This is a genomic window from Streptomyces sp. NPDC050528 (genome assembly GCF_044457795.1).
Classification (GTDB): Bacteria; Actinomycetota; Actinomycetes; order Streptomycetales; family Streptomycetaceae; genus Streptomyces.
This window is the reverse complement of the sequence record NZ_JBITHH010000006.1, coordinates 130430-144137: the sequence shown is the minus strand read 5'-3', so window position 1 is coordinate 144137 and position 13708 is coordinate 130430. Positions and strand designations below refer to the sequence as shown.

The following is a 13708-nucleotide window of genomic DNA, read 5'->3' as shown; positions in this document are numbered from 1 at the left end:
GTTGCTTTTAGGTTCCGGTAGTGATCAGTGCCGGTGCTCGTGGTCCGGGTGTGCCGGATCGCCCGGGTGCTCATGCCCCACGGCATGCACAACGCCGGCCTTGGCCTGGTCCAACCAACCGAAGAAGGCCCGCCGCCCCGCGACGTGCCGCAACTCCCTCGCGACACCCGCACGGGCCTGCTCGTACGCCAGAAAGTCCTCCGATGACGCCCCGCCGAACGGGTCGACACCGCGCCGCAGCGCCTCCGCGGTGAGGAAGCGATCCCGGTTCCGGTCGTAGTAGTCCCGTACGTCCGCCTCCGCGACCACCTGCTCGCGCTCCAACTCGGCCAACAGCAGCCGGGCCGCCGGGGAGTGTGCGAGGGCCGCCGCGACGATACTGCCGAGATCCGCTACGTCCGTCTCGGCGACCGCGAGCACCCGGTCCGGCGCCACTTCGTCGGGAGGCTCCAACCTCCGCTCCGCACAAGCCCGTTGGGCCAACTCGTCGATGACCACCACCTGGGTCGCCCACCGCCGACGCTGCCGCTCGGCCCGCGCGAGCGCTTCCGGCCGGGTGCTCTCCCGGTCCCGCGCCGGTACGACCGCCAGCAGCGCGTCCACCCGCCTCTTCGGAACGGTCCTGCCGCGCACCACGGCCGCGTGCTCGCTCACGGCGTCACCTCCAGCGCGACGGCCTCCGTGTAGGCGACACACCCGTTCCAGGCGACCTTGGCGAGCAGCCAGTACGACCCCGGCGGCACCGCCGAGCCGTCCACCTCGATGAGACATTCCTGTTCCGCGCCCCCGGCGACCGTGAAACCCTGGCAGCCGGGCGCGACTCCGGCCCAGGTGCCCCACGAGGAGACGGCCCAGAGGGTGCCGTTGATGGGCCCGAGGGTGGTGTTGCGGATGGTCACGGGCACCTGGACCCGCTCGCCCGCCCGCACGCTGATCCGCTCAACTCCCAGCTCGGACAAGAGCGTTGGGCCATGCTGGCCACCCGCCACATCCAGTGCCACGACGTCCTCATACGTCTGTCCGCCGTACGACAACCGGGCCGCGAGCCAGTGCCGGCCGGGCTCCGGTTCCGGCGGCGGGGTCACGGTCACCTCGGCCAGCGTGAAGCCGCCCGGGCCCAACGCGTAGGGCAGTTCGGCGGGTTCGGCGGTCCAGCCGGGCGGGACCTCGACGCTCACCGTGCCCGACACCGGCGCGTCGGTGAGTTCCGAGCCGACCCGGACGGTCGCGGTGACGGGGCCGGAGACGGTGAGGGTGCCAGGGGAGAGGTACACCGACACCGGCATGTTTCCCCGGGGCGCGGGGCCGGAGTTGTGGAGCCAGTAGCGGGTGTGGACGGGTTGGGCGAGCTCATGTGCTGCGATTCCAGGATGGGTTGAGGCCTCGGAGGCTTCGCCGGGTGTCGCCAGCACCGTCGCGACCTCGAACCCGGTCAGATCGACGGCGAGCCCGCCGTCCCGCTCCGGCGCCAACTCCTCGCCGGGCGACTCCAGTACGTCGGCCCGCGCGCCCTCGGCCCAGTCGCGCGGTCCGCGGATCCGGGCCCGCACCGGCCGACCGTTCACCTCGTGCATCCGTACGACGACACCGCGCCCGGGGTCGACCGGTACCGCGCTGCCCCGGGCGAGCGGAGAGCCGAGCGGCTTGAGCGCGTCGAGGACGACCTCACCCGCCGGTTCCAGGCCGAGCAGGGCGAACTTCCTTGGCAGAGAGCCCTGTTCGGCAGAGGCACACGGAGTGGTCCGCAGGCGGGCCGTAAGAGGATGGTTGAACTCATGCCCGGCCTGAGGGAGTTGCGCCTCGCGCCAGTCACCGGCCCCCGCGACCACCGCGTACTCGAACTCATGCGTCCAGCGCTGGAGTTGGAAGGCCGACCCATCCGGTGCCGTACGGCGCGGCGGGTCGACCCAGATGCCGGAGGGCCACCCGGTGCAGGAGCGCATGAGGGACATGTACAGGTCGCCGGAGGAGGTGACGACACAGCCCGGCGTGCCCCGGTTGAGGACGGCGAAGCTGCGCCCGTCCCACGCGTCGCCCGGCGGCAACGCCTCGCAGCCGCCCGCCGCCGTGGCCGTGAGGACCGCGTCGTCTAGGTCGGCGATCAGCGCGTCGACCGCCTTCGCGTCGTCCTCGGGGCGGGCGCCCGCGACGACGAGCAGCGGAAGCCGTTCGAGGTCGCGCAGGTCGGCCCCGGGCACCCACTCCTCGCGCAGCCCGGCACGCGGTGCGACCCATACCGTCGCCACACCACGCTCGGCCAGTTGCCGGCGCAGCTCACGCCCTGCTGCCGGGTCCCATCCGAGGGCCTCGGCGACAACGGAGTTGCGCTCGGGCGAGCCCACGGCGATGCGGAAGTCCGGGAGATTGGAGTCGACTTCGAGGTCGCCGTAGCGCGGGCCGCCGGCGATCGTCGAGGTCGCGGTGACCCCGGCGCGGACCAGCGCGGCCGCGAGCGGGGCGCCGAGTTCACCGGCGTCGTCCCAGTCGGCGTAGACGAGTTCGGCGACCCCGATCGACCGGTGGCCGAGCAACTGCCCCGACTCGTCCCGCACCGCGACCCGCGCGGTGGACCCCAGCCCGAACCACGTGTTCGCCGGGTTGTCGAGCGTCCACGGGAACTGCTCGCTGTCGACCTCGACGAATCCGAACCCCCGCCCGATCACCGCGTCCGCCACCTCGTGCACGGGCAGGCCACCGGTCACGTCGGACGGCCAGCGCACCCGGATCAGCCGGTCGGCGCCGTCGTACCCGTCGATGGTGGTCGTCACATCGAGGCGCGGCACCCCGGCCCACAGCGTCAACCGCTGCGTGTACCGGAACAGTCCGAGATCGGCGGTGACGGTGATTCGCGAACCGGCGGGGGAGTGCCGGACATCGATGTCGGCGGTGACGTCCCGGCTGCGTGCGGCTGTGGTCCCGGTCGGCGTGAGATGCCAGGGCCCCTCACCGAAACGCGGGTGGCGCGCGTACTCCTCCTGTACGACCAGTTCGTTGCCGATGTCATCGGCGCGCAGCAACTCCCGCCCGTCCACGGCAAGTTCGCGCAGGCTGCTGACGCCACCGCCGCGCGCGGGGTCGACCGTCACCTCGTAGAACTCGTTGCGGATGGTGAGGCCCTCGCCGGGCGTCCACTCGGGCACCGAGCCTTCGGCGAGCGGTAGGGCCTTGAGGCCCATGCCGGGGATCTCCGGTACGACGACGTGGAGTTGGTCGCCGTCGCGTACGGCGGGGAGGGGCAGGCCGGTGTCGTCCAGCGGGACCAGGCCCGGGTCGGTGACCGTCAGTACGTCCCGGCGCTCCCAGGTCGCCGCGTTGAACACCACCAAGTCATCGGTGGCGCCCGGCAGTTGGGCGACCTTCCCGGCCAGGGCGTCCGTCGCGTCGGCGTGCACCGTCTCGGCCAGGTCGTACAGCTCGCGCCAGCCGGTCATCAGGTCGATGTACACCTGGTCCGACTCGGAGCCGGTGATGGCGTCGTGGTGGGCGCCGTAGATCAGCTGCCGCCAGGCCTTGTCCAACGCCGCGTCCGGATAGGGGTGTTGGGTGACGAGCGAGGCCAGGGTCGCCCAGGCCTCGGCGTCGGCGAGGAGGGTCTCGCCGTAGCGCTGGGCCTGCTTGGTGTCGATGTAGGAGACGTCCTTGCCGGTGTAGACCGGGTTCATGTCCCGGGTCTGCGGGGACGCCTTGCGGCCCTCCTCGTCCAACTGGGCGCGTACGGCGGCGAAGAAGTCGCGGGGGATCGCGCTGACGAAGCGCGGCCAGACATAACGGGCGTTCCAGTCGCGGTGAATGTCCATCACCCAGCGGCACGGGGGTGCGTAGTCGCCGCCGACCGGGAGCAGCACGTTGCGGGTGAGCGCGACCTTCTTCAGCCCCGTGAAGAGCTTGAGGGCCGCCGCCTCGGCCTCGGGGAGCGTGGGGGCGTTGTCGATCGCCCAGCCGGCGCCGTAGTGGTTGACCATGTAGGCCGTGAGCAGGCCGCGTCCGGAGGGGGCGATCCAGCTGAACTCGGCCGGGAACTGCATGCGTTGGGGGTCGCGCGGTTCCTCGCCGAACACCGACAGGGTCGGGCCCCACTGGTGGAACGGTCCGCGCGCCCACGAGCTGGAGGTGACCCCCGCGTCCGCCATCAGGCCGGGGAACTGCGGGTCGTGCCCGAACGCGTCCAGCTGCCAGGCGGTTTCAGGGGTCGCGCCCAGGATGCCGCGCTGGAAGCCGTCCCCGTACAGGGCGTTGCGGACGGTGGCCTCGGCGCCGGTGAGGTTGGTGTTGGGCTCGTTGTAGGTGCCGCCCATGATCTCGACGCGGCCGGTGCGGATCAACTGCCGTAGAAACGACCGCTCTTCGGGGAAGGCGTCCCAGTACGGCTTGAGGTAGTCGACCTCGGCCAGGACGAAGGTGTAGGCCGGGTCGCGGCGGGCCAGGTCGCAGTGGGCGCGGACGAGACTCATGCCGGACTGGCCGCGGGAGTCGAAGGTGCGGGCCGGGAGGCCGGTCGTGGCCGGGTCGTCGGCCACGTCCCAGGTCTCGGTGTAGGCGCCCTGGGTGTTCCACCAGACGGGGTCGTAGTGGAAGTGGCTGACCATGAACATGGTCCAGCCGGGTTCCGCGGCCGTGAACTCTGCGGTGAGCGTGGCCAGTTGGGTGCCGTCGGCCGCCGTCACCTCGATCGCGCACCGCTCGCCGGGCGCGAGGTCGCAGGTCACCGGTATCTCGACGTGCGCGGTGCCGTCCTCGCCCACGGTGGTCTCCGCGGTGCCGTGCAGGCCGGGGCCCTCGACCGTGAGGCGGACCGGCCGGCCGGGGGCATGGGCCAGTTCGGCGGCGACCACCTGGAGCGGATGCTCGGCGGTGCCGACGAACAGCTCGGTCGACAGAGCAGCGGTGACGCGCATGGGTCTCCTACCAGAGGCTCGGCGGAGCGCCCATCCTGACACCGCGAAGATGATTCAAACAACCATCCCCGCGTAACTTCGGTGGTTCATCCATACAGACTCGGCCGAGATCACGGCCCGGTCTCGGCTCGGATCACCGGCCCCTGCGAGCCTTCACCGTGTGCTCCCCGGCGATGTGGTCGGTGAGGGCCAGGGAGGCGCTCGCGCGCTGGTAGGAGAGCTGCGCGATGCGGACGTAGAGGCAGTCGATGAGGACCAGGACGGAGTGGCGGGCGCCGATGATGCCGGTGGGGAAACTGGTCGCGGAGGACGAGGAGATGAGCCGGATGTCGGCGGCGCGGGCGAGCGGGGAGCGCGGGTCGGAGGTGAGGGCGATGGTGGTGGCGCCGCGCTCCTTGGCGAGCTCGAAGGGCTCGATGGTCTCGCGGGTCGAACCGGACTGGGAGATGCCGATGGCCACGTCCGCCGGGGTGAGCAGGGCGGCGGAGGTCGTGGCCGCGTGCACCTCGGTCCAGCCGCGCACCGCGCAGCCGATGCGGAACAGTCGGGTTTCGGTCTCCTGCGCGACCGCCCCGCTGCCGCCGATGCCGTAGACGTCGATCCGGCGGGCGCGGGCGGCGGCGGTGGCCGCGCGCTCGACCGCGTCGAGGTCGATCCGGTCGATCGTCTGCTGCACCGCGCGGAGGTCCGCGCTGCCCACGACCTGCACGACCCGTTCGAGATCGTCGTCCGGCGAGATGTCCGGGCCGATCTCCGCGGTGCCCCAGTCGGAGACCTCGCCGCGGCCGCGCTCCTGGGCCAGTTCGATCAGCAGATGCTGGTACGAGTCGAGGCCGACCGCCCGGCAGAACCGGGTCACCGTGGCCTGCGACGTGCCGGTGCGGCGGCCCAGTTCGGCGGCCGAGCAGTGGGTGACGGCGGCCGGATCCTCCAGGATCAGCTCGCCGACCTTCCTCAGTGAGCCGGCCAGCCGGGGCAGCTCGGTGCGGATGAGGGTGGTGACGTCTGTCGGGGGCATGTGCAGAAGGTATCAGCCACCCCAGAGGCCATCGATTGAATACCAGGACCGCATGTGATTTATTGATTCATTGATCTAGAAAGAATAGGTGGTTTGATCCACCGGTGGGGAGAATCGCGTGTCCGCCGAGTCCGTAAGCGCCGAGACCTTCGCGCGCGAGAGCCTGGCCGTCCTCCAACACGTCACCGAGTCCAGCCGCGACACCGTGTCCCGCGCCGCCGAACTGATCGCCGAGTGCGTCCGCACGGACGGCGTCATCCAGGCCTTCGGCACCGGCCACTCCCAGGCCATGGTCCTCGAACTCGCGGGCCGCGCCGGGGGTTTGGTGCCCACCAACCGCCTCAGCATCGCCGACCTCGTCCTCTACGGCGGTGACGCCCCGAGTGTTCTCGACGATCCGCTGCTGGAGCGGCAGGCCGGGATCGCCGAACGCCTCTACGACCTCGCCGAGCCCCGCCCCGAGGATCTCTTCGTGATCATCTCCAACTCCGGTGTGAACAAGGTGATCGTGGAGATGGCCCTGCGGGTGAAGGAGCGCGGCCACCGGCTGCTGGCCATCACCTCGCTCGCCCACACCCACGCCGTCCCGGCCGGTCACCCGAGCGGCAAGAAGCTCGTCGACCTCGCCGACGTGGTCCTCGACAACGCGGCCCCGCGCGGCGACGCCCTCCTCGAACTCCCCACGGGCGGCGCCGTTTGCGCCCTGTCCACACTCACCGGCGCGATGCTCGTACAGCTGTCGGTCGCGGAGGCGGCGGCGCAGTTGCTCGCCTCGGGGGAGCGCCCGCCCGTATACGTCTCGGCCAATGTGCCCGGCGGCTTCGAGGGCAACCTGGAGCTGGAGAAGCGGTACGAGGGGCGAATTCGCCGTACCGCGAGCTGAGTTGACGTAACGGCGCGGTGGAGACGAGCGGCCGGAGCCCCCGGAACCGGGCCGCGGCCGCTCGTCGTCGTCACGTCCCCCGCCACGACGTCTCCCGTCAACGCGCAGGAGTCAGACGGGAATTGCTGGAATCACCGAGTGATGCTAGACGCGGTGAATGCATCATTCAATGGGGGCCAGCCGGTACTGCGCCGGTACTCGGCCGGTGTTCGCCCTGTGCCGAAGGCCGCGCTCAGCTTGTGCGGAGCACCTCCGGGCCCTCCTCCGTGATGCGGTCGACCACCGCCGACGGCAGGCCCTCGTCGGTCACCACCGTGTCGAGCCGGTCGAGCCCGGTCACGGTGAACCGCTCCACCGTGCCCCACTTCGTACTGTCGGCGAGCAGCGCGACCGAGCCGGCCGCCTCCATCACCGCCTGCTTGAGCAGCACCTTGTCCATCGAGAAGCTCGTGATGCCGTGGGCCAGGTCCCAGGAGCCGGCGCTCAGGAAGGCGAGGTCGATGTTGATCGCGCCGACCGTCCTGGCCGCGAGGGGCCCGCTGCTCGAACCGCTCGACACATCGACCTCGCCACCGGTGTGAACCGTGTTCACGGACGGCAGTTCGCACAGGGCGAGCACGGCGTGGAAGTCGTTGGTGACGACGGTGAGGTCCTTGCGGCCGACCAGGAACGGTACGACCGACTGACAGGTCGTCCCCGCGTCGAGGAACACCACCATGCCGTCCTCGACGAGCTCCGCCGCCCGCCCGGCGATCGCCTGCTTGCGGGGCATCTCCAGCGCCGCGCGTGAGGCCCGCTCGCGCGGCGGCACATGGCCGCTCCAGTCCGCGAGCCGCACGCCGCCCTGCACCGAGACCACCTGGCCGCTCTTCTCCAGCGCGGTGATGTCCCGGCGCACCGTCATGTGCGAGACGTTCAGCGCCGCGGTCAGGTCGTGGATGCTCAGCACCCCGCTGCCCCTCAGCAGGCGCAGCAGCTCCTGATGGCGTTGCTCGGGGATCAGGGGTGCCCTGCTCAATGCGTCTCCTCGAAGCCGGGACAGCGCGGTGATGGTGGCGGCTCGCCGGGGTCAGCCTAACTTCGTGTGACAAGGGGCGTGACAACGTGTGAATTCATGTTCTAACGTGTGCTCCCATGGTAACAAAGTTTAACGCCCTGGAATCAATCACCGGCACGGGCGCGCTGCTCATCGTCCGCCTGGAGAGCGCCGAGGAAGCCCTCGCCGTCTCGGAAGCGGCGATCGAGGGCGGCATCCGGGCCCTGGAGATCACCCTCTCCGTGCCCGGAGCGCTGGACGTCATCAACAAGCTCGCCGAGCGCTACGGCGACGACGGCATCCTCGTCGGCGCCGGCACGGTCCTGGACGAGCACTCCGCCTACGAGTGCCTCTCGGCCGGCGCCCGCCTCCTGGTCAGCCCCAACCTCAACCCGGCCATGCTGACCACCGCCAACCGCTACCAGGCCGTCACGGTCAGCGGCGCCTACACCCCGACCGAGATCGTCGACACCATGCAGGCCGGCGCCGACATAGTGAAGCTCTTCCCCGCCGAGTTCGTCGGCCCGTCCTACGTCCGCACGGTCCGCGCCCCCCTCCCGCAGGCCCCGCTCATGCCCGCGGGCGGCGTCACCGCCGACAACGTCAAGGAGTGGTTCGACGCCGGAGTCGTCGCGGTCGGCGTCGGCAGCTTCGTCACCAAGGCGGCCCGCGCGGACGGCGATTACCGCCACGTCACGGATGCCGCTACGACGATGCTGCGGGCCATCGAGGGCGCGCGGGCGTAACTCCCGGTCCCCGTACGGCACGTCCCGCACCGCTCATCCCCGCACCGCACCACCCCGTCCCCAACTCCCCAACACCCGCACGGTGGTTCCCCGAGGAGCTCTCCATGGCTCAGCAGTCCCTCACCCCCGAATCCCTCGACCTGGGCGACACCGCCCGCCGGACCTCGATCCGCATCCGCTGGGTCCTGGTCGCCCTGCTGGTGATCGGCGGTGTCGTCAACTACCTGGACCGCGCCACGCTCAGCGTCGCCAACACGACCGTCGCCGGTGAATTCGGCCTGAACGCAACCGAGATGGGACTGCTGCTCGCCGCGTTCTCCTGGCCGTACGCCATCGCCAACCTCCCCGCCGGCTACCTCGTCGACCGCTTCGGCCCCAAGCGGATGTACGCCTGGGCCGCCGGACTCTGGTCCCTGATGACCATGGTCACCGCCGCCGCCCACTCCTTCGGCCTGCTCTACGGCGCCCGGGTCGCGCTCGGGATCGCCGAGTCACCGTTCTTCACGGCCAGCCTCAAGGTCAACGAGCGCTGGTTCAACAAGGACGAGCGGGCCCTGCCGATCTCGATCGTCAACACCGGCTCGCAGATCGCCAACGCCATCGCCCCGCCGATCCTCACCGGCCTTCTCCTGACGGTCGGTTGGCGCGGCATGTTCGTCGCCGTGGGCGCGCTCGGCATCCTCGTCATGCTGGTCTGGCTGCGCGTCTACCGTGACCCCACCCTGCGCGAGGAAGCCCTCATCCGGGGCGCGGAGTTGGCGGAGGTCCGCGCCAACGAGCAGACCAGGCCCGCGAGTTGGGGTGCCCTGTTCCGGCAGCGCAACACCTACTTCATGATCCTCGGCGCCTTCGGCATCTTCTACACCGTGTGGGTCTACCTGACCTGGCTGCCCAGCTACCTCCAGACCTCCCGGGGCTTCAGCCTCTCCGAGACCGGCTGGCTGTCCTCCCTGCCCTACCTCTGCGGCATCCTCGGCGTCCTCTTCGGCGGCTGGCTCTCCGGTCGCCTGATCCGCCGGGGCGTCTCCGCGGTCGTCTCCCGCAAGGTCCCGATCGTCGGCGGCGCCGTACTGGCAGCGGCCGCGGTCCTGCCCGTCGCGTACGTCCACAGCACACCGCTCGCGATCGCCCTGCTCTCCCTCGGCTACTTCGCCGCGCAGGTCCCGATGGGCTGCCTGTGGACGCTGGCCTCCGACATCGCCGAGTCCCACCAGGTGGCCTCGCTCGGCGCCATCCAGAACTTCGGCGGCTTCCTCGGCGCCGCGATGGCCCCCATCGTCACCGGTGCGATCCTGGACGCGACCGGCAACAACTACACGTACGTCTTCCTCGTCGGCGGAGCGCTCCTGCTGCTCGGCGGGATGTCGTACCTCTTCTTCGTGAAGGAACGCCGCGCATGAGCACCGCCCCACGCGTCCACGTCGTGATCGGCCCCGCCGGGTCGGGCAAGACCGGGGTGGCCCGGCTGATCGCCGAGCTGAGCGGTGCCGCGTACATCGACAAGGACACCGCCTGCACCCGCTTCACCGAGGCGCTCCTCGAACTCGCCGGCACGGACCCGAACGAGCGGGACCTCAACCCGTACTACCAGTCCGTGGTGATGGACCTCGAATACGCGACCATCCTCGACCTGGCCGCCGACAACCTGAGATTGGGGCGCCCGGTCGTCCTGGACGCGCCGTTCGGCCGCTACTTCCAACAGCCGGACTATCTGGCCGAAGTGACTTACCGTCACAACTGGCCGTCCGACGTCGAGTTGGTGGTCGTCCAGGTCCAGGTCGACAAGGACACCGCCCGCGAACGCGTCCGTGCCCGGGGCTGCGCCCGGGACCTGTCCAAGCTCGCCGACTGGGACACGTTCTGGAAGACGGCCGAGGCCAACGAGTGCCTGTGGGCGGACGGGCGGCGGCTGGTGTTCGACAACCGCGCCGACGGTGTCACGGCGGACGCGGTCGCCCGTGCGCTGGAGAGCCTGTCCTGACGGTCCGCGTCATGGGCTCAGTCCCGTCGCGCCACCAGCCGGTAGGCGTTCGACACCCCCAGCCGGTGCGACAGCCGCTTCACGACGAACCGGTCCAGGACCGTGCCGAGGATCAGTGCCGGGATCCCCGCGATCAGCACCGCCGCACGACCCGCACGGGCCTGCCCCGTCGGCGGCTTCGGCAGCCACGGCAGGTCGTCGCGCGGCGCCGCTGTGTCCAGCGCCAACCAGGTGCCGGCCAGGAGATCGACCGGGTCGTGCGGCTCCGCGTGCTGTTCGGCCACTACCGTGAAGCCCAGGTCCGTGAGGCGGGCGCGCAGGTTCTCGACCGGGATGAAGTGCAGGTGCTGCGGCTGGAGCCACGGCAGCCACCAGCGGCCCAGGATGCGGGAGTAGCGGCTGTCGGGGTCCGGGACCTCGATCAGGAGGTGGCCGCCGGGGCGCACGGCCAGGTGCGCGGCGGCCAGTTCGCGCTCGGGCTCCGTGCTGTGCTCCAGGTAGTGGAACATGCTGACGACGTCGTAATGACCCGACAGCCCCGGCGCCAACTCGGGGAAACTGCCCCGGTATCCGCGCTCCACCCGCCCTGCCTGCTCGGCGAGTTCGGCGCCGTCCGTGAAGTCGAGCCCGTCGAAGGTGGTGTCGGGGTACACCGTGCGGGCCGACTCGCAGAAGTGACCGTGCCCGGTGCCGACGTCCAGCCAGTTCTTGGGAGTTGGCGAGTGCGGGAGCAGTGACTGCGCGCGCTGCTCGTACATCTTGGTACGGGCCGCGAACGTGTTGCCCAACTGCTTCTCGCCCAGGCCGTCGTAGAAGTCCCGGTAGTAGAACTCCAGCCCGGCCGGGCTCAGTCGGGGGTTCTGGAAGGTGTGCCGGCAGTCCTCGCACTGGTCCAGGACGAACGCGCCCGGCTTGTGCTGGATCAGGTCCTTCGTGCGCAGCCGGGTCTTGAGCCGGGACGAGTCGCACCAGGGGCACGTGTCGCGCCGGGGTTCGAAGAAGCGGTCCAGGCCCTCGGCCAAGTCGGCCTGATAGGTGGGCCGTAGGGCCGCCACCTGGTCGGTGCGGCTCGGGGGCTTGGGGTCGTCCTCGTTGCTCACGGGGTCTCCTTGAGGGACGCGCCGGTGGCCAACCGTTCCAGATGGGTCGCCGCCGCGCGGGTGCCTCCGGCCGCGCGGAACGCCGTACGGATGCGGCCGGCCGCGGTGCGGTGGTCGGGTTCGTGGAGTACGGCGTCGATCGCCGCGCCCAGCTTGGGGGCGGTGACCCGGCCGAAGCGGACGCGGATGCCGGCGCCCGCGCCGGTGACCTGCCCGGCGATCACCGGCTGGTCGTCGCGGATGGGGGCCACGACGAGGGGGACGCCGTGCCACAGCGCCTCGCAGACCGTGTTGTGCCCGGCGTGCGAGACGACCGCGTCCGCCCTTTCCAGCAGCGGGAGTTGGGGGATCGACGGCAGGATCAGCAGGTCCTTGTCCTGTTCGTCGGACGCGCCCAGCGCGTTGCCGGGGTCCGCGATCACCGCCTGCACGCGGTCCGTCCGTGCCCGCAGCGCCGTCACGCACTCGGTGAGGAAACGGGCGCCCACATCGGTGTTGGCGGTCCCGAGGCTGACCAGGACCAGGGACCGGGCCGGGTCCAGCCAGTCCCAGGGGAAGTCCGGCGCCGCCGGCCGGGGCGCGATCGACGGGCCGACCCAGCGGATCTGCTCGCCCTGCCGCGCCTCGGGGCCGACGAGTTCCGGGGTGCTGAACGCGAGGACGAGGTGGGGGGAGAAGCGGGGGTCGGCGGTGCCCGTCGGGTCGCCGATCCCGGCGCGGAGTCCGGCCAGCAACTCGTCCAGCCACAGGGCGACTTTGGGCATCCCGGCGAGGACGTCCGTGAACTCGGCCGAGGTGGTCGCCGAGGTCGCCCACGGCACGCCGAGGCGTTCCGCCACCAGGCCCCCGGCCAGGGCCTGTTGGTCGGCGACGACCGCGTCCGGCCCGAACTCCTCGACGGCCGCGGCGACTCCGGGGGCCATCTGCTCGGCGAGCGGCGCGAGGAAGGCCTCCCAGAGGAACTTCAGCGCCTCGGGGCCGCGGATGTCGGGCGGGCGGATGCCCTCGCCCTCGCCCGGTACCGGTCCGGCGCACGGGAACACGCACGCCGACTCTCCCGCGAGCCGCCGTACGAGAGTGGGGTCGGCGCAGACCCACGCCAACTCGTGTCCCCGGGAGGCCAGTTCGGCCGCCACGCCCACCGCCGGGTTGATGTGGCCGACCAACGGAGGGACGACGAACAGGAACCGGCTCACCGGACCGCCACCTCGGCGGCGGCCTCCGACGCGCTCGCCTCCTGGAAGCCTGCCTCTTGGATGCTTGCCTTTTGGATCAGGGAGAGGATGTGCCCGCCGACCGTGCCCGCCGCCTCGACCAGCACCGAGTGCTCGTGGCCGGGGACGACGACGGTCCGGCAGTCGGGGAGTACGGACTCCAGCCAGGGTGCGAGGAGGGCGAGGTCCGAGTCGCCGCCGTAGATGCCGAGCACCGGGCAGTACACCGCGCTGATCTGATCCTCCGTCAACACACCGCTGGCCGGGATGTCTTGGGAGAGGGAGGTCTCGCGGGCCAGGCGGGCGGCGCCCTTCGCGAGGCGGGCGGTGTTGTGGCCGCGGTTCTCGCTGATCCAGGCGATCGCGTCGTCCTCGTTGTGCGCCAGCTGGTGCAGCACGCGGTCCAGGATGCCGCCGAGCTTCGGTGCCCAGGCCGTGGTCGCCGGTTCCGACTCGATGAGGGAGACGCTCGCGGCGCGCTCGGGGTGCCGGGCCGCGTAGCCGAACGCCACTGTCCCCCCATAGGAGTTGCCGACCAGATGGACAGGGCCGGTCACCTCCAGGCGGTCGAGCAGTGCCTCCAGGTCGTCGATGTTGTCGTCGAGGGTGTAGCCGGTGGCGGGGCGCGCGCTGCGGCCGTGGCCGCGCAGGTCGTACATGACGACGTCGATGCCGGCCAGCGCGAACGGCGGCGCGATGGTGAAGTAGTAGCTGGCCAGGCTGTCGGTGAGCAGACCGTGCACGAGCACCGCCGTGGCGGTGACCGGACGGCCGTCGGGCGGGCTCATTCGCTGTACGTGCAACCGGAGTTGACCGGTGTCGACCATCGCCATGG

At 71.1% G+C, this 13708-nt stretch carries 11 protein-coding genes; 4 read left to right on the top strand and 7 right to left on the bottom strand.

All coding sequences use genetic code 11. From position 1 onward, the window contains the following. Positions 1 to 24 precede the first annotated feature (24 nt). The 3 genes from ACIBK4_RS22165 to ACIBK4_RS22155 form a co-directional block, all read right to left on the bottom strand. Positions 25 to 654: a peptidyl-prolyl cis-trans isomerase gene (locus tag ACIBK4_RS22165; RefSeq protein WP_398996672.1), complete on the bottom strand. Its 630-nt coding sequence runs from the start codon at positions 652 to 654 to the stop codon at positions 25 to 27. Then, entirely contained in the window at positions 651 to 4895 is a 4245-nt protein-coding gene (locus ACIBK4_RS22160; RefSeq protein ID WP_398996670.1) for an NEW3 domain-containing protein, read from the bottom strand. The genes ACIBK4_RS22165 and ACIBK4_RS22160 overlap by 4 nt, the downstream gene beginning before the upstream one ends. A gap of 133 nt (positions 4896 to 5028) precedes the next feature. Next, on the bottom strand, positions 5029 to 5913 hold the full coding sequence (locus tag ACIBK4_RS22155) for a MurR/RpiR family transcriptional regulator (RefSeq protein ID WP_318019443.1): 885 nt from the start codon (positions 5911 to 5913) through the stop codon (positions 5029 to 5031). A 118-nt stretch (positions 5914 to 6031) separates the two neighbouring features. Here ACIBK4_RS22155 and ACIBK4_RS22150 point away from each other — a divergent pair, with 118 nt between their 5' ends. Further along, a complete protein-coding gene (locus ACIBK4_RS22150) occupies positions 6032 to 6796 on the top strand; it encodes a sugar isomerase domain-containing protein (protein WP_398996668.1) in 765 nt (254 codons plus the stop codon). Between the two features lie 232 nt (positions 6797 to 7028). On the opposite strand, the gene ACIBK4_RS22145 is transcribed toward ACIBK4_RS22150, so the two are convergent. Continuing rightward, a complete protein-coding gene (locus ACIBK4_RS22145) occupies positions 7029 to 7814 on the bottom strand; it encodes a DeoR/GlpR family DNA-binding transcription regulator (RefSeq protein ID WP_398996666.1) in 786 nt (261 codons plus the stop codon). A gap of 116 nt (positions 7815 to 7930) precedes the next feature. Between ACIBK4_RS22145 and eda the strand changes: the two genes are divergently transcribed. The 3 genes from eda to ACIBK4_RS22130 all read left to right on the top strand — a co-directional run bounded on the left by eda (position 7931) and on the right by ACIBK4_RS22130 (position 10559). Continuing rightward, positions 7931 to 8578 (top strand): bifunctional 4-hydroxy-2-oxoglutarate aldolase/2-dehydro-3-deoxy-phosphogluconate aldolase, encoded by a 648-nt coding sequence (gene eda / locus ACIBK4_RS22140; RefSeq protein ID WP_390160598.1) that lies wholly within the window; start codon positions 7931 to 7933, stop codon positions 8576 to 8578. Between the two features lie 104 nt (positions 8579 to 8682). Next, the gene (locus ACIBK4_RS22135) at positions 8683 to 9978 is read left to right on the top strand and encodes an MFS transporter (protein WP_398996663.1); all 1296 of its coding nucleotides are present in this window, start codon (positions 8683 to 8685) and stop codon (positions 9976 to 9978) included. Next, positions 9975 to 10559, top strand: coding sequence for an AAA family ATPase (locus tag ACIBK4_RS22130; protein WP_398996661.1), 585 nt, complete (start codon positions 9975 to 9977; stop codon positions 10557 to 10559). The genes ACIBK4_RS22135 and ACIBK4_RS22130 overlap by 4 nt, the downstream gene beginning before the upstream one ends. Positions 10560 to 10576: 17 nt before the next feature. On the opposite strand, the gene ACIBK4_RS22125 is transcribed toward ACIBK4_RS22130, so the two are convergent. The 3 genes from ACIBK4_RS22125 to ACIBK4_RS22115 are packed head-to-tail and all read right to left on the bottom strand — an operon-like array spanning position 10577 to position 13706. Next, positions 10577 to 11659 (bottom strand): class I SAM-dependent methyltransferase, encoded by a 1083-nt coding sequence (locus tag ACIBK4_RS22125; RefSeq protein ID WP_398996659.1) that lies wholly within the window; start codon positions 11657 to 11659, stop codon positions 10577 to 10579. Beyond that, positions 11656 to 12855, bottom strand: a complete 1200-nt coding sequence (locus ACIBK4_RS22120; RefSeq protein ID WP_398996657.1) for a glycosyltransferase — start codon at positions 12853 to 12855, stop codon at positions 11656 to 11658. The genes ACIBK4_RS22125 and ACIBK4_RS22120 overlap by 4 nt, the downstream gene beginning before the upstream one ends. Further along, positions 12852 to 13706 (bottom strand): alpha/beta fold hydrolase, encoded by an 855-nt coding sequence (locus tag ACIBK4_RS22115; protein WP_398996655.1) that lies wholly within the window; start codon positions 13704 to 13706, stop codon positions 12852 to 12854. Before ACIBK4_RS22115 ends, ACIBK4_RS22120 begins: the two co-directional genes overlap by 4 nt. Positions 13707 to 13708 lie beyond the last annotated feature (2 nt).